Annotated in this window: 16 protein-coding genes; 8 read left to right on the plus strand and 8 right to left on the minus strand. The window is 68.3% G+C overall.

Annotated elements, in window-relative coordinates:
- Nucleotides 1-2: 2 nt before the first annotated feature.
- The 4 genes from ctaD to EDF33_RS16240 all read right to left on the minus strand — a co-directional run bounded on the left by ctaD (nt 3) and on the right by EDF33_RS16240 (nt 4,779).
- On the minus strand, nt 3-1,739 hold the full coding sequence (ctaD, locus tag EDF33_RS16225; RefSeq protein WP_173168381.1) for a cytochrome c oxidase subunit I: 1,737 nt from the start codon (nt 1,737-1,739) through the stop codon (nt 3-5).
- An 11-nt stretch (nt 1,740-1,750) separates the two neighbouring features.
- Nucleotides 1,751-2,653 carry a cytochrome c oxidase subunit II gene (gene coxB / locus EDF33_RS16230; RefSeq protein ID WP_111085770.1) on the minus strand — a complete coding sequence of 301 codons (903 nt, stop codon included), beginning with the start codon at nt 2,651-2,653 and terminating at the stop codon, nt 1,751-1,753.
- A 268-nt stretch (nt 2,654-2,921) separates the two neighbouring features.
- Nucleotides 2,922-3,293 (minus strand): iron-sulfur cluster assembly accessory protein, encoded by a 372-nt coding sequence (locus tag EDF33_RS16235; RefSeq protein ID WP_111085771.1) that lies wholly within the window; start codon nt 3,291-3,293, stop codon nt 2,922-2,924.
- A gap of 58 nt (nt 3,294-3,351) precedes the next feature.
- Nucleotides 3,352-4,779: a dipeptidase gene (locus EDF33_RS16240; protein ID WP_131920555.1), complete on the minus strand. Its 1,428-nt coding sequence runs from the start codon at nt 4,777-4,779 to the stop codon at nt 3,352-3,354.
- Nucleotides 4,780-4,832: 53 nt separating this feature from the next.
- Between EDF33_RS16240 and EDF33_RS16245 the strand changes: the two genes are divergently transcribed.
- Nucleotides 4,833-5,408, plus strand: a complete 576-nt coding sequence (locus EDF33_RS16245; RefSeq protein WP_235035956.1) for a DUF3043 domain-containing protein — start codon at nt 4,833-4,835, stop codon at nt 5,406-5,408.
- 397 nt (nt 5,409-5,805) lie between these two features.
- On the opposite strand, the gene EDF33_RS16250 is transcribed toward EDF33_RS16245, so the two are convergent.
- Genes EDF33_RS16250 through hisD form a run of 3 tightly spaced genes read right to left on the minus strand, consistent with a single transcriptional unit; the run spans nt 5,806 to nt 8,700 of the window.
- Nucleotides 5,806-6,882 (minus strand): quinone-dependent dihydroorotate dehydrogenase, encoded by a 1,077-nt coding sequence (locus EDF33_RS16250; protein WP_132100572.1) that lies wholly within the window; start codon nt 6,880-6,882, stop codon nt 5,806-5,808.
- On the minus strand, nt 6,879-7,379 hold the full coding sequence (nrdR, locus tag EDF33_RS16255) for a transcriptional regulator NrdR (protein WP_132100573.1): 501 nt from the start codon (nt 7,377-7,379) through the stop codon (nt 6,879-6,881). The genes EDF33_RS16250 and nrdR overlap by 4 nt, the downstream gene beginning before the upstream one ends.
- A 13-nt stretch (nt 7,380-7,392) precedes the next feature.
- A complete protein-coding gene (gene hisD, locus EDF33_RS16260; RefSeq protein ID WP_132100574.1) occupies nt 7,393-8,700 on the minus strand; it encodes a histidinol dehydrogenase in 1,308 nt (435 codons plus the stop codon).
- A 52-nt stretch (nt 8,701-8,752) separates the two neighbouring features.
- Here hisD and EDF33_RS16265 point away from each other — a divergent pair, with 52 nt between their 5' ends.
- The 5 genes from EDF33_RS16265 (at nt 8,753) to EDF33_RS16280 (ending at nt 15,633) form a co-directional block, all read left to right on the plus strand.
- Nucleotides 8,753-10,165, plus strand: a complete 1,413-nt coding sequence (locus tag EDF33_RS16265) for a hypothetical protein (RefSeq protein WP_132100575.1) — start codon at nt 8,753-8,755, stop codon at nt 10,163-10,165.
- Nucleotides 10,162-11,646, plus strand: a complete 1,485-nt coding sequence (locus EDF33_RS16270; protein WP_132100576.1) for a glycosyltransferase family 2 protein — start codon at nt 10,162-10,164, stop codon at nt 11,644-11,646. Before EDF33_RS16265 ends, EDF33_RS16270 begins: the two co-directional genes overlap by 4 nt.
- Nucleotides 11,646-14,282, plus strand: a complete 2,637-nt coding sequence (locus tag EDF33_RS16275) for a glycosyltransferase (protein ID WP_165918844.1) — start codon at nt 11,646-11,648, stop codon at nt 14,280-14,282. The genes EDF33_RS16270 and EDF33_RS16275 overlap by 1 nt, the downstream gene beginning before the upstream one ends.
- Before the next feature lie 101 nt (nt 14,283-14,383).
- A complete protein-coding gene (locus tag EDF33_RS20235; protein WP_165918845.1) occupies nt 14,384-14,539 on the plus strand; it encodes a hypothetical protein in 156 nt (51 codons plus the stop codon).
- Nucleotides 14,540-14,580: 41 nt separating this feature from the next.
- Nucleotides 14,581-15,633, plus strand: a complete 1,053-nt coding sequence (locus tag EDF33_RS16280; RefSeq protein ID WP_132100578.1) for a glycosyltransferase — start codon at nt 14,581-14,583, stop codon at nt 15,631-15,633.
- A gap of 97 nt (nt 15,634-15,730) precedes the next feature.
- Here the strand turns inward: EDF33_RS16280 and EDF33_RS16285 are convergent, their stop codons facing one another.
- Nucleotides 15,731-17,404 carry a glycosyltransferase family 2 protein gene (locus tag EDF33_RS16285; protein ID WP_165918846.1) on the minus strand — a complete coding sequence of 558 codons (1,674 nt, stop codon included), beginning with the start codon at nt 17,402-17,404 and terminating at the stop codon, nt 15,731-15,733.
- A gap of 122 nt (nt 17,405-17,526) precedes the next feature.
- On the opposite strand from EDF33_RS16285, the gene EDF33_RS16290 reads away from it, so the two are divergent.
- Complete coding sequence (locus EDF33_RS16290) at nt 17,527-20,220, plus strand: CDP-glycerol glycerophosphotransferase family protein (RefSeq protein ID WP_132100580.1); 2,694 nt, start codon at nt 17,527-17,529, stop codon at nt 20,218-20,220.
- Nucleotides 20,221-20,284: 64 nt separating this feature from the next.
- A complete protein-coding gene (locus EDF33_RS16295) occupies nt 20,285-21,370 on the plus strand; it encodes an acyltransferase (RefSeq protein ID WP_165918848.1) in 1,086 nt (361 codons plus the stop codon).
- Nucleotides 21,371-21,379: the final 9 nt, after the last annotated feature.

A 21,379-nucleotide genomic window follows, 5' to 3' on the forward strand; every position in this document is an offset into this window, starting at 1 on the left:
GCTTACTTCACCTCGCCCTTCGCGGCGTCGTAGGTCGGGGCATCCGGGGCGTCCTTCGCGGGGCCGACACCGATCGGCACACCTGCCTCGGGGTGGTTCAGGTCGAAGGCCGGGGACTCGGAACGGATCCGAGGGATCGACGTGAAGTTGTGGCGGGGCGGCGGGCAGCTGGTGGCCCACTCGAGCGAGCGGCCGTAGCCCCACGGGTCGTTCACGGCGACCTTCGGTGCGTTCCGGGCCGTCACGTAGACGTTGAAGATGAACGGCAGGAACGAGATCGCGAGGATCATCGAGCCGATCGTCGACAGCTGGTTCATCCAGGTGAAGCCGTCGTTCGGCAGGTAGGTCGCGTAACGACGCGGCATGCCGATGACGCCCAACCAGTGCTGGATGAGGAACGTGGTGTGGAACCCGATGAACAGGAGCCAGAAGTGGATCTTGCCGAGACGCTCGTTGAGCATCTTGCCCGTCCACTTCGGCCACCAGAAGTAGAAGCCGGAGAACATCGCGAAGACGACGGTGCCGAAGACCACGTAGTGGAAGTGCGCCACGACGAAGTACGAGTCGGACACGTGGAAGTCGAGCGGCGGCGACGCCAGGATCACACCGGTGAGGCCACCGAACGTGAACGTGATGAGGAAGCCGACGGCCCAGAGCAGCGGGGTCTCGAAGGTCACCGAGCCGCGCCACATGGTGCCGACCCAGTTGAAGATCTTCACGCCGGTCGGGACCGCGATGAGCATCGTCATGAGCGAGAACCAGGGCAGCAGGACGCCACCCGTGACGTACATGTGGTGCGCCCAGACCGTGACCGACAGGGCCGCGATCGCGATGGTCGCGTAGACGAGGGTCTTGTACCCGAAGATCGGCTTGCGGCTGAAGACCGGGAAGACCTCGGACACGATGCCGAAGAACGGCAGCGCGATGATGTACACCTCGGGGTGCCCGAAGAACCAGAACAGGTGCTGCCAGAGCAGCGCACCGCCGTTGGCCGGGTTGAAGATCTGCGCGTCGAACACCCGGTCGAGCCCGAGGCCGAACAGCGCGGTGGCGAGCACCGGGAAGGCCATCAGGACGAGCAGCGCCGTCACGAGGGTGTTCCAGGTGAAGATCGACATGCGGAACATCGTCAGACCCGGGGCACGCATCGTGATGATGGTGGTGATGAAGTTCACCGCGCCGAGGATCGTCGAGAAGCCGGTCATGCCGAGTCCGAAGACCCAGAGTGTGCCGCCGAGCCCTGGTGTGAACGTCGTGTCACTCAGTGGCGCGTAGGCGAACCAGCCGAACGAGGCCGCACCCTGCGGGGTGAGGAAGCCGCCGACCGCGATGAGCGAGCCGAACAGGTAGAGCCAGAACGCGAAGCCGTTGAGTCGCGGGAAGGCGACGTCGGGAGCACCGATCTGGAGCGGCATGATCGCGTTCGCGAAACCCGAGAAGAGCGGCGTCGCGAACATCAGCAGCATGATCGTGCCGTGCATCGTGAAGAGCTGGTTGTACTGCTCCTTCGTCGCGACCACGTGCAGGCCGGGCTCGAACAGCTGGGCACGGATGACCAGGGCCATCACACCCGCGAGCAGGAAGAAGACGAAGGACGCGATCAGGTACATGTACCCGATGGTCTTGTGGTCGGTGGAGGTGATCCACCGGACGATGATGTTGCCCTTCCGGCCCACCTTCGACGCCTGGAAGTCCGGCGAAGCAGTCTGGGTCGGTTGGCCGACGAAAGACGTTGTCATCTGACGAGCCCCTACTTGTTCTCGCTGGACGCCTCGACCGGCGCCTTGTTGTTCGGTTCGTTCGTGTTGGTGTTGTACTCGTCACCGAGGAGCCCGACCTTGCCCTGGTCCTTCAGGGTGTCGAGGTAGTCCTGGTACTGCGCCGGCGTGACGACCTTCACCTGGAAGAGCATCAGCGAGTGGTACTCACCGCAGAGTTCCGCGCACTTGCCCTGGTACGTCCCGAGCTTCTCCGGGATGAAGTACTCCCAGTTCGTCTTGCCGGGGAGCATGTCCTTCTTGTACAGGAAGTCGATGATCCAGAAGGAGTGGTCGACGTCGCGCGAGGAGAGCTCGATCGCGACCTTCTTGCCCTGCGGCAGGTAGAGGGTCGGCAGCTGCGACTCGTCGATGGCGCCCTTGGCGTTCTCTTCTTCCTGGGCCTGGATGCCCTGGTAGTAGACGCTGTCCTCGGGGTTGTCCTTGTTGATGTAGTTGAAGTCCCACGCCCAGCGCTTGCCGTACACGTGCACGGTGGCGTCGGGGTCGTCGAACGGCTTCTCGATCGCGGCCTGGTCCTTCGCGGTGAAGGCGAAGAAGCCCAGCACGAGGATGAGCGGCACGATCGTGTAGAAGATCTCGAGCGGCATGTTGTAGCGCATCTGCACGGGCAGGCCGGTCTGGCCCTTCCGGCGGCGGTACACGATGGCGGCCCAGATGATCAGGCCCCAGACGATGAGACCGACGGCGAGGAGCACCACCCAGCTGGTGGTCCACAGGCCGACGATGCGGCTCGTGTGGTTGGTGACGTCCTTCGTCTCCTCCGTGCCGGGGAGCCATCCGTTCATCTGCTGCTGCGTGCAGCCAGCCAGTGCGATGACCAGACCGACGGCCACCGGGACGGCCGCCCAACGTATACGGCGATTCGAACGCACTGTTACCTCTCGCAAAAGACGTGAGCCCGGAGCCGAACCCGCCGAGCCGCACGAAGGCGACACTTGGCTGGCTCCCAGCTTGATTGGAACACTCCTAGCTTACTCGCAGCTCGGTACCGCTCGCGCACACCCGACACGCTCATCGCCGCGATCCGCACTCCTGACCGGCCGTTTTCCCCGGTCACACTGCGACCGCATCCCCCGACGAACGCGAGCGGGGAGCGACCGTGTCGGTCGCTCCCCGCTCGCGTGTCGGATCGGCTGGTGATCAGTGGAAGCTGTCACCGCACGCGCAGCTGCCCTGCGCGTTCGGGTTGTCGATCGTGAAGCCCTGCTTCTGGATGGTGTCCTCGAAGTCGATCGTCGCGCCGTCGAGGTACGGGACGCTCATCTTGTCGACGACGACCTCGACCCCGTCGAACTCGGCGGTGACGTCACCGTCGAGCAGGCGCTCGTCGAAGTACAGCTGGTAGATCAGACCCGAGCAGCCCCCGGGCTGGACGGCGAGGCGCAGGCGCAGGTCGTCGCGGCCCTCCTGCTCGAGGAGACTCGCCACCTTGCCGGCCGCGGCGTCGCTCAGGAGGACGCCGTGCGAGGCCGCCTCGGTCACCGGTGCGTCGGTGGTGATGGTGTCGCTCATCGCGCGTCTCCCTCCGGGCGGTGCGGTTCACCGCGCCTGGCGTCGATTGTAAGCACCGTCAGCTGCGCGTCGCGAGCCTGGCGAGCAGGATCGCCTCGGACGCGATGGCCCGGTGCAGGACGCCGAGGTGCTGCGACTCGTTCGGGCTGTGGGCGCGGGTGTCCGGGTCCTCCACCCCGGTGACCAGGATCTGGGCCTCCGGGAACTCCGCGGCGAGGTCCGAGACGAACGGGATCGAGCCGCCGATGCCCTGTTCGACCGCCTCGGCACCCCAGCCCTCGCGCATGGCCGTGCGGGCCTCCTGGACGGCCCAGCCGGCCGTGTCGACGAGGAAGCCGTCGCCGCTGTCCGGCTCGGAGATCTCCATGCGGGCACCGAAGGGCACGTGTGCCCGAAGGTGCCGCTCGACGGCCGCGTACGCCTCCGTGGCGGGCTGGCCGGGCGCGACCCGCACCGACACGCGGGCGGAGACGGTCGGCAGCAGCGTGTTGGAGGCGTTCGCGACGCTCGGCACGTCCATGCCGGTCACGGTGATCGACGGCTGGAACCACATGCGCGACAGGACCTCGCCGGTGCCGATCGGTCGGACGCCCTCGACCAGGGCCGCGTCCACGGCGAGCTCGTCGTCGGTCCGTGCCGGGACGTCGGCTTCGTACGAGGTGAGCCCGTCGACGGCGACCGAACCGGCGTCGTCGTGCAGCGACGCGAGCAGCTTGACCATCGGGATCATGGCGTCCGGCGCCGCTCCCCCGAACATCCCGCTGTGGCTGGCGTGTTCGAGGGTCGTCAGGGTGAGCTTGAAGGTGACGTTGCCGCGGAGCGAGACCGTGATCGACGGCACGTCCACCGACCAGTTGTCACTGTCGGCGACCACGATGACGTCGGCTGCCAGGCGCTCCTTCTGGTCGGCGAGGAAGGTGCGGAAGGACCGGGAGCCGAACTCCTCCTCGCCCTCGACGAACAGGACGACACCGAGGTCGAGGTCGTCGCCGAACTGCGCGTGGATCGCTCGGAGTGACGCGATGTGGGTCATCACACCGGCCTTGTCGTCCGAGGCGCCGCGACCGTACAGCCGGTCACCGCGGAGGGTCGGCTCGAACGGCGGCGTCTCCCACAGGGCGTCGTCGCCCTGCGGCTGCACGTCGTGGTGGGCGTAGAGCATGACGGTCGGCTTGCCGTTCCGGGCCGGGCGGACGGCGAGCACGGCGGGCTGACCGAGCTCGAGCGGTTCGTCGTCGCTGATCGCCGAACGGATGATCTCCACCTGGTCCTCGGCGAAGACCCCGGTGCTCAGCGCCAGGTCCGCCACGGCACGCGCGCTCGCGAGCACGTGCGACTCGTCGAACGCCGACCACGACACCGACGGGATCCGCACCAGCGCGGACAGATCGGCGATCGTCGTGGGCAGTGCACCCTGCACCTGTTCGCGCAGGGCGTCGAGGAGAGCGGGGTCGGTCGCGGAGCTGGGCTGTGCGGTGTCGGTCATGCCCGGTAATCTAGAGGACGATCCCGCACGCACAACGCCGTTAGGAACGCACCGTGGCGAAGGCAGCCCCCAAGACCAACACGACCGTGAACCCCACCGAGGAAGAACTCCTCGAGCAGGGCAAGGGCCGCCCGACGCCGTCCCGCCGTGAGCGCGAGGCAGCGAACCGCCGCCCCCTCGTCGGCAACACGCCGGTCGACAAGAAGGCCGCCCGCGCGCGTCTCAACTCCGACCGCGAGCGTGCCCGCGTCGGCATGGCCAACGGCGAGGAGCGCTACCTGCCGGCGAAGGACCGCGGTGAGCAGCGTCGCTTCGTCCGCAACTGGATCGACGCGCGCTGGAACGTCGGCGAGATCATGATGCCGGTGCTCGTGCTGTTCCTGATCGTCGGGTTCGCCGCTTCGCAGACCGCGATCGCCTCGTACTCGCTCCTGCTCGTGTGGGCGTTCGTGGCCCTGTTCGTGATCGACTGCGTGGTCCTCTGGCTGTCGATGCGTCGCAAGCTCACCACCAAGTTCGGCGAGATGCAGCGCGGCACGTTCCTCTACATCCTGACGCGGGCGTGGCAGCTGCGGTTCCTGCGCCTGCCGAAGCCCCAGGTCAAGCGCGGGCAGTACCCCGCCCTCTGACCCCAGCGTCGCTGTCCGAAGCGCCGTCCGGCCTGGCCGGGTGGCGCTTCGTCGTTCCGGCGTACGCGCGCTGCGCGGCGAGGTTCCACGACTCGCCGCGTGCGCGCCGCCGAGGTTCCACAGACGGCCCGCCCGCGCGCCGAGGTTCCGAAATCTCGGACACTCAGCGGCCGCGGCCGGGCGTGGCCACGCACCGGCGGACGGGAGGCCCGTGGCGGGACCGCACCGGGCCTCCCGTCCCAGGGGTGGTCGGCGAGGTTCCACGACTCGCCGCGTGCGCGTCGCCGAGGTTCCAGAGACGGCCGCTGAGGGCCGCGAGATGCCGAGATTTCGGAACCTGGAGGGCGCCGGGCAGGAAGTCCGGGACGGGACAACGCGTACGCGCCCGCCCGCGCGCTCAGCGCGCGGCGCGGCGCAGCCGCTTGCGGCGCAAGCGGTTGATGCGCGTGGCCCAGCTCGGCCCTTCGTAGAGGAACGCCGTGTAGCCCTGCACCAGGGTGGCCCCGGCGTCGATGCGGTCCTGCACGTCCTGCTCGGTCGTCACCCCGCCGACGGCGATGACGCAGAACTCGGCGGGCACCGCGGCACGGACCCGACGCAGCACCTCGAGGGAGCGCGCGGCCACGGGAGCGCCGGAGAGTCCCCCGGCACCCATCGCCTCGACGTCGGCCGGGTCCGCGGTGAGCCCCTCACGGGAGATCGTCGTGTTGTTGGCGATGATGCCCGACAGCCCGAGTGACACCGCGAGGCCGGCGATGGCGTCGACCTGCTCGTGGGTCAGGTCCGGCGCGATCTTCACCAGCACGGGCGTGTCACCGGCGGCGTCGCGGACGGCGGACAGCAGCGGTCGGAGCTGGTCGAGTTCCTGCAGGCCGCGCAGGCCGGGCGTGTTCGGTGAGCTGACGTTGACCGCCAGGTAGTCCGCGAACGGCGCGAGGCGACGTGTCGACTCGAGGTAGTCGTCGATGGCGTCCTCGACGGCGACGACCCGGCTCTTGCCGATGTTCACGCCGATGACCGGGCGACCCGGGTTGCGTCGGGCGCGCTCGAGCCGGCGGGCAGCAGCACCGGCGCCGTGGTTGTTGAAGCCCATCCGGTTGATGAGGGCGCGGTCCTCGATGAGACGGAACAGGCGCGGACGCTCGTTGCCGGGCTGGGGCTTCGCCGTGATCGTGCCGACCTCGACGTGACCGAAGCCGAGCAGGCCGAGGCCACCGATGCCGCGGGCATCCTTGTCGAACCCGGCGGCGAGGCCGAAGCGCGACGGGAAGTGGATGCCCATCGTCGTGATGCCGTCAGCAGCTGCCGGGCGGGAGTACCGCTCGACCAGACCGCCGACGAACGGGACGTGGGGCAGCGCCTTGATGACGGCGAACGCCAGGTGGTGGGCCCGCTCGGGGTCCATCTTGGCGAAGACCGACCGGAAGACGACGGCGTACCCGGACCGGACCAGGCCTTCCGCGACCCCGCTCACGCGCCGGCACCCGCCGGCGAGCCGGCGGCACCCGAAGGCGCGCCCGCAGCGTGGTGGTCACGGCGGAGCTGGCTGATGGCGTCCTCGAAGTCCTCGAGCGAGTCGAAGGCCTGGTAGACGCTGGCGAACCGCAGGTACGCGACCTCGTCCAGCTCACGGAGCGGCGCGAGGATCGCGAGACCGATGTCGTTCGCGTCGATCTGGCTCGAGCCGGACGACCGCACGGTCTCCTCGACGCGCTGCGCGAGCACGGCCAGGTCCCCGTCGGTGACCGGGCGCCCCTGGCAGGCCTTGCGCACGCCGGAGACGATCTTGTCGCGGCTGAACGGTTCGGTGACGCCGTTGCGCTTGACGACGTTGAGCGACGCGGTCTCGGTGGTCGAGAAGCGTCGTCCGCAGTTCGGGCACTGTCGACGGCGGCGGATGGAGGTTCCGTCGTCGCTCGTCCGTGAGTCGACGACGCGGGAGTCCGGGTGGCGGCAGAAAGGGCAGAACATGTCGTCGCCCAGGCTATCGGTTCGTGCGCTCCGTCACGGCGGCGCCGTGCGCGGGGAGCTGCTCCTCGGTCGACAGCGCGACGATGTGCGCGGCGACCTCGTCGAGCGCCGACGCCGAGTACCGGATGACCTGCTGCGGCCGCAGGAACGTGGACGCGGACAGCCCGGAACCGAAGCGCGCCTGGCCGCCGGTGGGCAGCACGTGGTTCGACCCGGCCAGGTAGTCCCCCAGACTGACGGGCGTGCTCGGCCCGACGAACACCGCTCCGGCGGCGTCGATGTCGGCGAGCACCGCGTCGTCGTCGGCCGTCTGGATCTCGAGGTGCTCCGGCCCGTACGCGTTGCTCACGGTCGCGGCGTCGGCGAGCGAGTCCACCAGCACGATCGCGGACTGCGGTCCGTCCAGGGCGGTCTGGAGGCGCGCAGCCGTCCCGAGCACCGCCGTGCGTTCCGGGATGGCGGCTTCGACCGCATCGGCGAACGTCGCCGACGTCGTCACCAGCACACTGCCGGCCTGCTCGTCGTGCTCGGCCTGGCTGATGAGGTCGGCAGCGACGAACCCGGGGTCGGCGGTCTCGTCGGCGATCACGAGGATCTCGGTCGCGCCGGCCTCGGCGTCGATGCCGACGACACCGCGCACCAGGCGCTTCGCGGCGGCGACGTAGTTGTTGCCAGGACCGGTGACCAGGTCGACGGGCTCGAGGTCGATCGCGGGGACGCCGTACGCCAGCGCGCCGATCGCCCCGGCACCGCCCATCGCGTAGACCTCGTCGATGCCGAGCAGTCCGGCCGCGGCCAGGATCGTCGGGTGGACCGCACCGCCGTGGTCGCGCTGCGGCGGGGACACGAGCGCGATCGACCGGACCCCGGCGACCTGGGCGGGCACGACGTTCATGACGACGCTCGACGGGTAGACGGCCTTGCCACCGGGCACGTAGAGGCCGACGCGGCGCATCGGCTGCCAGCGCTGGTGCACCTCGGCGCCGTCGGCGAGCGTGGTGACGGAGCCGGCCGGCACCTGTGCGGCGCTGGCGGCTCGGACGCGGCGGATGGCTTCGTCGAGCGCTTCCCGCAGTTCGGGGGTCAGCCCGGCGACGGCTGCCGCGATCTCGGCGACCGGCACCCGGACGTTCGCCGGGGCGCCGCCGTCGAAGCGTTCGGCCTGGTCGTGCAGTGCGTCCGCTCCGCGGTGTCGGACGTCCTCGACCAGCTCGCGGGCGGCGTCGACCGCGTACGAGACGTCACCCACGGCGCGCGGCATGAGTCGGAGGAGTTCGGCACGGGCGGGCAGGCCGCCACGGAGGTCGATTCGCTGCATCATCAGGGGACAAGCCTACCGAGGTGCTCCCCCACGCCCAGTAACGTGAGGGTCGATGAACTTCGAGAAGGCACGGCGCCTCGTCAGCGACCTCGTCCGGGTGAACGAGCGGTACGCGCGGGACGGCCACTACCGCAACGACGTCCGCGAACGGCTCGGGCGCACGGTGTCCCGCGTGGACGTCGGCGTGGCCCGGCGCGAGCGTGACTGCGCACCACTGGCTGCCCGACCGTTCGAGGGGCTGGTCGAGACGAGCCTCGCCCTGGCGGGCATCCGGACGGTCGACCGGGAGCCCGAGGTCGTGCTCGTCGTCGACGAGCTCCGCGAGGGCGCGGCGTTCGCCGGGGTGCAGACGGCGCTGGCCGTCGCGATCTCGCTCGGCGCACGCCTGGGCCGGTCGGTCCGGGTCGTCATGGTCCGCTGGACCACGCCCGGCAACAGTGCGGCCGCGGCCGAGGCGCTCGTGGCGGACCGGTTCCCGGAGTCGCGGGTCGACGGCCGCCCGGGGGTCCGCGTGGTCCGACGCGAGGACGTCCTGGACACCGAGTTCGGCCGCGACGACGTCTGGATCGCCACGCACTGGAAGACCGCGCACCCGATCGACGTCGCCGTGACCGCCGGGGTCGTCCCGCGCGACCGGGTGGTGTACCTGGTGCAGGACTACGAGCCCGGCTTCAGCCCGTGGTCGACCGAGTACGCCGTCGCCGCCTCGACCTACCGCGCCGGCTTCCGGGTGCTCGTCAACTCGGAGCCCCTGCGGAAGTACCTGGCCGACGTCGAGGACCTGGACGTGCCGGCGGAGCGGACCTTCGCACCGCACCTGGACGTCGAGCTGCTCGAACGCGTCGCCACGGCCCGACGGCACGAGGACGTCGTCCGGGTGCTGTTCTACGGCCGCCCGAGCAAGCACCGCAACCTGTTCCGGCTCGGTGTCGCCGCCCTGCGTGTCGCGGTGCAGGAGCTCGCGGCCGACGGGATCCGGGTGGAGTTCCACTCGGCCGGCGAGCAGCACGGCGACGTCGAGCTCGACGGCGGCAGGGGCGACGTCAAGCTCGTGAGCCACGGCACGATGCCCTGGGACGACTACTTCCGCTTCATCGCCTCGACCAACGTCGTGCTCTCGCTGCAGCACAGTCCGCACCCGAGCCACCCGCCGTTCGACGGCGCGATCTCCGGCGCCCGCGTGGTCACGAACGAGTTCCGCGGCACCCGTGCGCACCTGCACCCCAACCTGACGGCCGTGCCCGCCGACGCCCGGTCGCTCGGCCTGGCCGTCGCCGACGCCGTCCGCCGTGCCACGGCCGAGGGCCCCACCGGCTTCGCCCCGCTCGCCGAGCACGCGCTCGGCGGTCCGCTCGACGCGGCCGTCGACGCACTCGCGAACGCGCTCGAGCACGACAGCCACGACAGTCGCGACAGCCACGACGAGCACGACGACCAGCACCACCACGAGGAGTCCACCCGATGACCCGTACCACCCTCGTCGTCGTCCCCGTCTACGGAGACCTCGAGTCCCTGCTGCGCTGCGTGGACGGACTCGTCGAGCACCTCGACACGTCCGTGCACCGGGTGCTGCTCGTCAACGACTGCGGCCCCGACGCCGACGCGATCGAACGCGCCCTGCTCGAGCGGATCGACGGCCGACCGGGGTTCCGGTACGAGCGCAACGACCGCAACCTCGGGTTCGTCGGCACGTGCAACCGCGCCGTCCTCGAGCTCGACCGCGGCACCGGCGACACAGACACCGGCACCGGCTCCGGCTCCGGCACCACAGGAGAGGCCGTCCTGCTGCTCAACAGCGACGCCGTACCCACCGCGGGCTTCCTGGACGCCATGCTCGACGTGCTCGACGAGGACCGCACCGGCGTCGTCACCGCACGGAGCGACAACGCCACGATCGCGAGCATCCCGTACCGCCTGACCAACCGGGGTGCCGCACGCACCGAGGAGCGCACGCGGGCCGTCTGGGGCGCGGTCGCCCCGCTCCTGCCGGTCTCGCAGGTCCTGCCCGTCGCGATGGGCTTCTGCTTCCTCACCCGCCGCGAGCTGGTCACCGAGCACGGGTTGTTCGACGACGCCTTCACCCCCGGGTACGGCGAGGAGAACGACTACTGCCTGCGCCTCGCCGAGCACGGCTGGACGTCGCGGATCGCGAACCGCGCGCTGGTCCTGCACGCCGGCGGCAAGAGCTTCTCGGGCAACCGCAACGCCCTCCGCGCCGCGCACCAGCGCGAACTCGAGCGCCGCTACCCGTTCCTGCCGGACGCCGTCGCCGCCTACCAGCGGCACGGCTCGACGGCGACGGAGCGCTTCGCCGACGCCCTGGTGCCCGCTGGTCCCCCACCCCGCCTCGCCGTCGACCTGCGGCACGTCGAGGACGCCGGTGGCCTGGTCCGCGAGATCGACGCGGCCTTCGCGGACGGCTTCGACCTGGAGGCCCGGCTCGCCCCCGGCACGTCGGCCCCCGGTGGGTGGACGGTCACCTCCGACGCCCCGAACCCGGACGACCTCGTCACCGTCACGGTCCTCGTGGACCCCACACCCGCCGAGGTCGTCGCCGCCAACCGACGGTCGCTGGAGCTCGTGGTCGTGCGGTCCGCGCCGACCGCCCTGCCGTGGTCGTCCCCGGCGCACCGAGCCGGAGCCGACCAGGTCGCCGTGCTGCTGGACCCGCACGTCGTCGCCACGACCCGCGGCGGACTCGTCGCGGCGCGGGAGCAGCTCGACCGTCGCCTGACCGCGCCGCTCGCGTCGCGTTCCGAGGCCCTCGAGGGCCGATGGGCAGCGCTCCTCTCCCTCGACCTCACCGCCGCCGAGGTCGCGGCGGGGAACGCCTCCGAGGAGGTCACCCGGCTCCGCCGCGAGCTCGACGACCTGCGCGCGAGCCGCTCCTTCCGCACCGGCCAGGCGATCGCCAAGGTCGCCGCACGGCTGCCGGGTCGCCGCTGATGGCCGAGGCGAAGGGCCTCGGCCGCGTCGCGCGACGCCTGGCACGCCCGTTCCGTGGCCCCGAGAAGCCGTTGACCGTCACGGACCGGCTCGACCGCTGGGCCCGGCGGATCGCCGAGTTCGGTGTGCTCGACCGCGCGTACTTCGAGGCCCAGACCGGACGGACGTTCGACAGCGACGCCGACGCCATCGCGTTCTACGTGCACAACGACGGGCAGCGAGGACTCTCGCTGCACCCGCTCATCGAGCACGAGTGGATGCGCGAACACCAGCCCGTCCCGGCGATGTCCTGGTACGACGCCCTGCACCAGGAGGGCCCGGAGCTCTTCCAGACCGGACCCCTCTTCGACGCCGGAGTGTACGCCGCCTCGGTGCCGGAAGCCGACCGCCCGGCGTCCACGCTCGATGCGCTCCGCGACTTCCTGCGGGACGCGACCGACGCGACCACGCTCCCCGTGCCTCCCGGCCGCCGTGGCCACGCACCGACCTGGGGCGCCGCACGCGACGCAGCCGTCTCCGCTGCTCGCGCCTTCGCCGACGCGCAGCACCGGACCCGGCGCCGCTACCGGGCCACGTGGGACGGGCCCGACGTCGCCGAGGCGCTCGGCCGGTACCCGCGCGGTGTCGCGCGACGCGACGCGGAGCAACCGCTCGTGTCGATCGTGATGCCGGTGTACCGGCGCGCCGACGTGGTCGGTGCGGCGATCGCCTCGGTGCGCGCGCAGCAGCACGCGAACTGGGAGCTCCTCGTCGTCGACGACGGATCCGGTGACGAGACCGCCGAGGTCGTGCGCCGGATCGCCGCCGACGAACCGCGCGTCCGCCTGGTCGAGCGGGAGAACGGCGGGGCGGGAGCCGCGCGCAACACCGGACTCGCGGCGGTGCGCGGCGACTTCGTCGCGTTCCTCGACGCCGACAACACCTGGCGACCCGAGCACCTGTCCGCCGCACTCGCCGGGCTGCTCGAGACGGACGGCCCCGGCGTGCACACCGGCGTCCGGATGATCGGCGCGAACAACGCCGACGACTCCACCGCCCCCGCCGAGACGTACCGTGGCGAGGACGGCACGCTCGACGACCTGCTCGCCGGCAACTTCATCGACCTGAACGCGCTCGTCGTCCGTCGTGACGTCGCCGCTGCCGTCGGCCCGTTCGACGAGACCCTGCGCCGCTGGATCGACTGGGAGTGGCTGCTGCGCATCGGGAAGCGCTCCGGCGTGCCCGCGTACGTGCCCGTCATCGGCGTCGACTACGACAACGTCCGCGACCCCCGACGCGTCTCCTCCGCACAGCCCGCATCGTGGCAGGAGGTCGCCCTCGCCCGCCACCGCATCGACTGGGACGCCCTGGCCGAGGCCGCCCCGGCGCGCGACGCCGGACTCGTCTCCGTCGTCGTGCCGGTGTTCCGCGACTGGACGATGACCCGGCGCGCCGTGGACGCCGTGCTGCACGCCGCCGACCACGAGGGCGACCGGGTCGAGGTGGTCCTGGTCGACAACGGCTCACCGCGCTCGGTCTCCGCCGTGCTCGGCACCTGGTTCGGCGACGAACCGCGGGTCCTGCTGCAGCGCGAGGACCGCAACCGGAACTTCGGGCTGGGCAGCGACCTCGGCCTGGCCCGGTCCACCGGCGGCACCGTCGTCATGCTCAACAACGACACCGAGGTCACGACCGGATGGCTGCGGCCGCTGGTGTCCGCGCTGGAGGACCCATCGGTGCTGGGTGCGCAACCGCTGCTCGTGTACCCGGACGGGGTCGTGCAGGCAGCGGGCACGGTGTTCGGCGGGGACAAGGTGCTGCCCTGGCACTTCCTCGGCGACCACCCGAGGTACGACGCTTCGCGGGCGTTGGCGGGTGCCGGGACCGACTCCAACCGGTTGGGTGCTGCCGGTGGTCGCCGCTTCTCGGCGATCACCGCTGCTGCCGCTGCGTTCCGGGCCGCCGACCTGATCCGCTGGCACGGGTTCGACCCGGTGTTCGCGAACGGGCTCGAGGACGTCGACCTGTGTCTGCGGGCCCTCGCTGCGTCACCGGACGGCTCGGCCTTCGCCGTGGTGCCGTCGTCGGTCGTCGTGCACCACGAGAGCCGCACCCCCGGTCGCGACGACGCCCGGGTCGACAACCGGCGGGTGTTCGACGAGCGCTGGCGTGGGCGGTACCCGGCGGCGGACGCCGGAGCGCACTACGAAGCGGCCGGGCTGCGGTGGCTCGGTGTCGAGCCGGGGTTGCCGAAGGGGCACGCCGTGATGGTGCGGTCGTCGCGGCCGGTCGTCGTCCGGGACCTCGCCGGTGCTGCTGGCGCTGACGGCGGTTCCGGCGCTGCCGGTCTTCGGGTCGCGGTCAAGCACGACGGGACTCGGGCGGCAGACGTCACCGCGCTGGTGACCTCGCTCGAGGCGGTCGGTCACGCCGTGCAGGTCGACCTGCCGACGTCCTGGTACCGGGGGTCGAGCGGACTCGACGAGGTCACGGTGCTGGTCAGCGGCCGCGCGGGATCGGACGTCTCGTCGTTCGTGCCGCAGCCGGGCGCGCGGAACGTCGTGTGGCTCGCGGCGGGGCAGGTCGTGGCGGACGGGGACTTCGCCGAGGTGGTGCCGGCCGGTGCCGGTGCCGATCAGGTCATCCGGACGCTCTGACCCGAGGCTTCGTCGCGTCCCAGGCGGATTCTTCGGGGTCGTTCACCGGCTTCCGAGGCGATCGCTCCCCGTTGTTCACCTTCGGCGCGCAGCATGGTGGCATGTCGCTCATCTCAGACGTCGTGCGGTCGACCTTCACGACCAAGTGCTCGGTGTGCGGTGCAGTCATCCTGAAGCGCGATGCGCTCGACCACGAGGGCCAGGCGTTCTGCTCGGTCCTGCACGAGGCCGAGTTCATCGTCGCCACGCTCGACTGACGCCACCCCGCTCTCCGGCCGAGTCCCAGTAGGATCGGTCGGTGCCCGATCGCCTCCTCGCGGTGTTCCCTGCCTACCGCGACAACCCGTACCTCAACCTCATGCTGCTGGCCCCGCGGGCACGCGGCTGGAACGTCCTCGAGAGCCTGCGTCTGGAGCAGCTCGAGCAGCACCTCGGCCGGCTCGGTACCGGCGACGTCTTCCACATGCACTGGACGTCCCCGATCGTGCAGCGACACGACGACGACCTCGACGAAGCGCAGGCGCGGCTCGATCGCTTCCGCGCCGCCGTCGACGCGGCGCGCACACGCGGAGCACGTCTCGTCTGGACCATCCACAACGTCCTCCCCCACGATGCACGGCACCTCGAGCTCGAACTCGACCTGAACCGCTACCTGGCCGGCGCCGCAGACGTCGTCCACGTGATGAACAGGGACACGCCCGCGGCCGTGTCCTCGTACTACGAGCTCGACCCGGCAACGGTCGTGCACCTCCCGCACCCGAGCTACCAGGGCGTGTACCCGGACTCGGTGTCGCGCGAGGAAGCGCGTGCGTCGCTCGGACTCACTGACCTCGACCACGCCGTCCTCGCCTTCGGCCAGATGCGCCCGTACAAGGGCATCGACGTCCTGGTCGAAGCCGTGCGTCGGACGAAGCCGTCCGAGCGGCCAGTGCTCCTGCTGGCCGGCCGGACCACGTCCGACGACCGTGACGAGATCGACCGGCTGCTCGGCGACGACGTGCGTGCAGTGCGCGAGCACGATCAGGTCGAGGACATCGACGTCCAGCGGTGGTTCCGAGCGGCAGACACTGCAGTGTTCCTTTACCGGCGGGTGCTCAACTCGGGGGTCCTGCACCTCGCCGCGTCGTTCGGCGTGCCGTCGGTCCTGCCGGACGAGCCGCACCTGCGTGCCGAGTTCGGCGATGAGGCGTGGGTCAGGTGGTTCAACGCCGGCGATGCCGCGGAGTCCTTGCGCGTGGCGCTGGCGGTGCCTGCCCCGGGTGTTGCCGAGGCCGCGGAGTTCAGCCGGCGGCTGGCGCCGTTCGCATTATCGCGGCGGTACGCGGAGTTGCTGGACGCCGTTCAACGCTGAGGAAGCAGAGCCGCTTCGCCGCTCCGGACCACAGACTCAGGAGAGCTCGCGGGCTCAATGTCATGACTAAGACGGCCTTTCGGCTTCTCGTCCTTCGCTAGCGCGGCCTCCGCAAAGCTCGTCTGAGCAACGCGCCGAACCCCCGAGGCTTCCGAACTCGCCTGTCCACGAGGAACCGCCATCCATCTCTCCGGTCAGCCAGCGGTTGCAAAATGAACTGATCGTCAATGGGGGGCAAGGGCATCCGCGCAGTCACCACCGGGAACTCTTCTGACACCCCCGCTGCCTGAGCCGTTACCGTCCAGCGACCATTTCTGAGCTGCGCCGCATCCAGGGTCACGCTCCATGAACCCGTCGTGACGTCAATAGGCACGAACACAACATCAGGTCCGGACCGAAGGACGAATGTCATTGCCACCTCCAGCTTCGCCCGACCGCCTATTTGCAATCCGCGCTCGGTCGGACGAGCGACGTCGACGACCAGGGGCACGACATGACGAAGTCGCGACACGGTCAGGACCTCACCGACAGCGCTTCGGGCGAGAGCGTCCGCCATCGCAGAAGCGAGCCCGGGAACCGGCTTGGTGGCCGGGAGCTTCGCGAAATCCTGCACTGCATCAGTGAGCTGGGCCAGAGGGACGTCTTCTGCCACGTTCACTAGGACGGGAAGGAGGCCCTCCAGGATCAGTGCTTCCAGCTCCAAGTACTTGGTCGGCTCGGCCCCCAGTACGGCCATCGCAGAATGCCACGAGACAAGGCGAGTCGACGCGTCGTCAGAGCCGGCCCCGGCCGCGAAACTGGCAGCGACGGACCATCGGTCCGCGAGCATGAGACCCCAGAGTGCACGGCGAGACGGAGCAGCCTGCCCTACCGCGGCCAGGGGTACTACGTCGAACAGTGCGTCAAGAGCGCTTCTCACCAGCTTGATGTCCGCCGACGACGGATTGGTGGCGACAAACCTCGCCAGATGCGCCCATCCGTCGGCGTCCGCCACTATCGTCGCGTGCTGTTCCCGAAGGGCCGGGCGGCGAGACACGAGGTGCGCGCAAGCAAGTTCCTGTTGGAGGTACCGAACGGTCGACGCAGCATCCGGGCGCTGAGAGATCGAGGATGCATCGCTGCGGTCTCTGTAGAGGTAGACCAGAGCTGACACGACGTCGACGTGCTCCGCCTCAACGAAGGCTCGGGTCATCGGCTCTATGTCTTCGACGCTTGGGATCTCCGGGAACCGCAGCCCCGTCCGGTCCCAGAAAGAACGCCGGAACATCCGATTCCAACACGCGCGGCCCGTCAGCAATTCGGGTCGATCGTCCGGGACGACGGCTGAACAGGGAGCCGTGAAAGCACCCCAGCGACCGGTCGGGCTCCATGTCGCCGTTGGAGAAAACTTGAGGTGGTCTCCGATCACCATGTCTGAGCCGCTGGCCACCAGCGACTCGAGCATTGTGCGATAGGCGCCGTCCGGGACGATGTCGTCTGAGTCCGCGAAGACGAGGTACTCGCCCACGGCTTCACCGGCACCTTCGTTCCGTGCTGCAGCAGCGGACTCAGCACCCGAACGGATGAGTCGTACTCGACTGTCACGCGCGGCGTACTCGGTCACCAGGTCGAGAGTTCGATCGGTGGACCCGTTGTCAATGACGAGAACCTCGAGCTGTTGTACGTCCTGCGCGAGAACGCTCTCGAGGAGCTCACCGATCCACAGCCCGCTGTTGCGCGCCGGCACCACAACGGAGATCGTCGGGGGCAAGGCTGGGGTCTCGGGACTCATCATCGCGATCCAGACGGTAGCAGCGATCGTGTGCTGCGACCGAGGTGAGGATCACTGGTATTCTCCTGAGGCGTTTTAGGGACGCCGCCCTGCCCACAACCCGATACGGAGCAACTCAGACGATGGCACAGAACCACCCCGCTAGCCGCTCTGACTCCCTCCGACCGCAGATCGCAGCGGTGATCGCGACCTACAACGTGGCGCCCTACCTCCCCGACTTTCTGGCGTCGCTCGCTGATCAGACCGGGGGGCTCCATCACGTCCAGTTGATCTTCGTGAACGACGGCTCGACCGACGACAGCGAGAAGATCATCCGGACCTGGATTGACGAGCAGCGAGTACTGGCCACCGTCCTCTCGCAACCGAACGGAGGCGTGGCCGCTGCTCGCAACGCAGGCCTGGAGATCGTCGACGCCGACTGGGTGACGTTCTGCGACCCTGACGATGTGCTCGCGAGTGACTACTTCAGCCAGGTCACAAAGTTTCTCGATATCTACCAAGACGAGTCAGTCTCGGTTGTCTGCACGCACCTGATGCCGTTCGACGAACGAACCGGGGAGCGAACGGACAGCCACCCGCTCCGGCACAAGTTCCAGAAGGGTTCGCGTGTCATCAACCTGCACGTCGAACCCACTGTCCACGTCAGCGCGGGCAACACCTTCTTGCGCACGTCGGCCATCGACGATCTCGGCCTCCGGTTCGACACTCGGATTCGTCCGAACTTCGAGGACGGCCACTTCATCGCAAGGTATCTTCTGGGCTCGAACACACATCGACTCGGTGTGGTGTCTTCGGCTAAGTACTACTACCGCACCCGAGGCAACGGCTCGTCTGCGACGCAGACCAGCTTCCTGATGGAAGACAAGTACACGACGCTCTTGCGGCACGGATTCCTCGCGCTTTTGCAAGAAGCGAGCCGGCAGCAATCTGTCCCGCGTTGGCTCGAGAACACGGTGCTGTACGACCTCTTCTGGTACTTCAAGAACGAATTGGCAATTAGGTCGCTCACGGCGGCGGCACCGAAGCACGTGTTCGATGAGTTCCATGAGCTGATGCGCGAAATCCTCGACCTCATCAGTGATGACGCAATCCGCACCTTCGACGCGATGGGCGTCGAGTTTGCGGTGAAGGAGACCTTCCTCAAGGGCTACCGGCCCGAGCCGCTTCGACCTGACTACGTCCGTTTGAATGACGTGGACGAGTCGCGGCAGGAAGTTCACCTGACGTACTGGTTCTCCGGGCCTGAGCCGACCGAGCACATCGTTGTCGACGACGAGGTGGTGGCCCCTCTATACGGCACGGTACAGGAGTACCAGTTCTATGGACGAACCCTGCTCAAGCGACGCCACCTCTGGATCCGTCGCGGGCTGCGCTCGTTGGTCCACCTTGATGGCTTGCAGGTTTCCGTCGTCCGCGGTGATCAATGGGGTCATGCAGAGTCGCTGACCTACAAGCAATTGAATCCAACAATCATCGGCCAGCGCCGTAGACACAAAGCGGAACTCGACCCATCGCAGAGCCTGACCCGCTACATGCGTTCAAGAGCAGGGAAGACGCTCCTGTCGTGGAGGCGCAATCTCGACAAGCAGAAGTTAACGAGCGATCTCACTGCGATCAAGTTCCATGCGCCATCAACTCGCAGGCGGTTCGAAGACGCATGGGTGTTCATGGATCGCAACACCGACGCAAATGACAACGCGGAACACCTCTACCGTTACGCGCGAGCGCACCACCCCGAGATTAACGCTTGGTTCGTCCTCGAACGTAAGTCCGAGGACTGGGACCGGCTCAAAGCAGAGGGCTTCCGTCTGGTGGCGTACGGGAGCGCCGAGTGGCGTCTGCTCATCCTGCACGCCGCGCACCTGGCCTCTTCGCACGCAGACGCTTACGTGGTGTCGCCCCTCGATGGCCGCCGCTACGGGAGGCCCCGCTTCAAGTATTCGTTCCTTCAGCACGGCATCACCCAGTACGACCTCTCCCGCTGGCTGAACATCAAACCGATCGCGTTGCTCGTGACCGGTACGAGGGCTGAGCAACGATCGATCGTCGAATCGAGCCCGTGGGTGTTCAGCGACCGAGAAGCGGTGCTGACCGGATTTCCCCGCCACGACGCACTCCTGAGGAAGCGCCAAGCCACGATCGAGTCCGACCGGGACGCGATCGTGATCATGCCGACATGGAGGCAGGGGATCGTGGGTGCCGCACTCAAGGGTTCGAACGAGCGCCTGCGGAACGACCGATTCATGGAGAGTGAGTACGCCCAGACCTATCTCCGCTTGCTCCACGACGAACGTCTCCGCACGATTGCGCAGACTGAGAGGCGCCGGATCGTGTTCATGCCGCACCCGAACATGCGGCCGTACCTCGCAGATTTCAAGCTCCCCCCGCACGTCGAGGTCCTCAGCTACCGCGACGCCGACGTACAACACGTCCTCGCCACCGCGAGCACAGTCCTCACCGACTACTCGTCAATCGCCTTCGAAGCGGCAGTCGTGGACGTTCCGGTCGTATACCTCCAGTTCGACGCTCACGAGTTCTTCAACGGCATGCATATCGGACGCCGAGGGTACTTCGAGTACGAACGAGACGGGTTTGGACCAGTCACCACAGACGTTGACAAGGCGGTCGACGCGATCGCCGACATAGCGTCGAACGGTTTCCGCGTTGCTCCCGAATACGAGCGGCGCACGAGCGAAGCGTTCCCGGTACGCGATGGACGTAACTGTGAACGTGTCATCGGCGCGATGAAGGCGCTGGACGGAGCACCTCGAATCGTCGAACTCGACGCTGTGCGACAAGTAGGGGTCCACGTTTGAACCACATGCTCTCGATCGCGAGGTCGCCGCGTTGGTCGAAGTAACTCCAAGACCCATTCCAGCGTTGGGCGGCCGATTCGCTGCGCTCGATGGCCTCCGGTTTTTCGCCGCGATCGCCGTCATGCTCTTCCACTACGCCGCGCACACCGACCGGTGGGGCATGTCGTTCCGAGACATCTCCGCTCCGCTCTTCAGCATCGCCAAATTCGGCTACTTCGGAGTTGACCTATTCTTCGTGATCAGCGGATTCGTGATCCTCATGAGCGCGTGGGGCCGTCCGCTCACTGCATTCGTGGCGTCGCGTACAGCACGCTTGTACCCGGCGTACTGGTTCGCGGTCTTGTTCACCGGAGGACTTCTACTCGCCACCGCGCCGCAGGATGTTTCAATCAAGCAGATATTCGTGAACCTGACGATGGGGCAATCAGCGTTCGGTGTGGAGCATGTGGATGGCGTCTACTGGACCCTCTGGATCGAGCTTCACTTCTATTTCCTAGTCGGACTGTTCTTTCTGGTCGGAATCACTCGCAACCGTATCCTGGTGTTCTGCGCAGTCTGGCCGATTGCGGCAGCACTCGCTGAATCCAGCGATGCGCATTTGCTTGCGACCATCCTGCAACCCACCTACGCACCACTCTTCGCCGGCGGGATGCTTATTTATCTACTCTCGCTTGACCGGCGGTCCACGATCACTTGGCTTCTCCTCGGTGCGAACGTCATCTGGGCAGTCCCGACAGCCGGCACAGACGCTGCTGCTGCCGTGGCACGGTTGACCGGAGCCGGCATGAACGATGTCGTCATGATGGCGATAACCGCGGTCTGCTTCTTGGCTGTCATGACGACCACCCTTACTCCGCTACGGCGGGTGGGCTGGAAATGGCTCACGATCGCAGGACTGTTGACCTACCCTCTTTATCTCGTCCACGAAGAGTTCGGTTGGGCCATCATCGGAGCACTCGCTCCGCACATGCCATGGGCGATCACGTTGAGTGTTGCGATACTCAGCAGCATCACACTTGCAATTGCGGTCCACATCGGTGTTGAACGGACATCTGCGAAGCGGCTCAGAAGGGCTGTGCAGTCTGCTCTTGACGCAATGACGCGCGCAGAGGAACGTCCAACACGACGCCGGGCGGCTGACCGGAGCTGAGGTGAAGCG

The organism is Curtobacterium sp. PhB146 (assembly GCF_004342995.1).
Taxonomy (GTDB): domain Bacteria; phylum Actinomycetota; class Actinomycetes; order Actinomycetales; family Microbacteriaceae; genus Curtobacterium.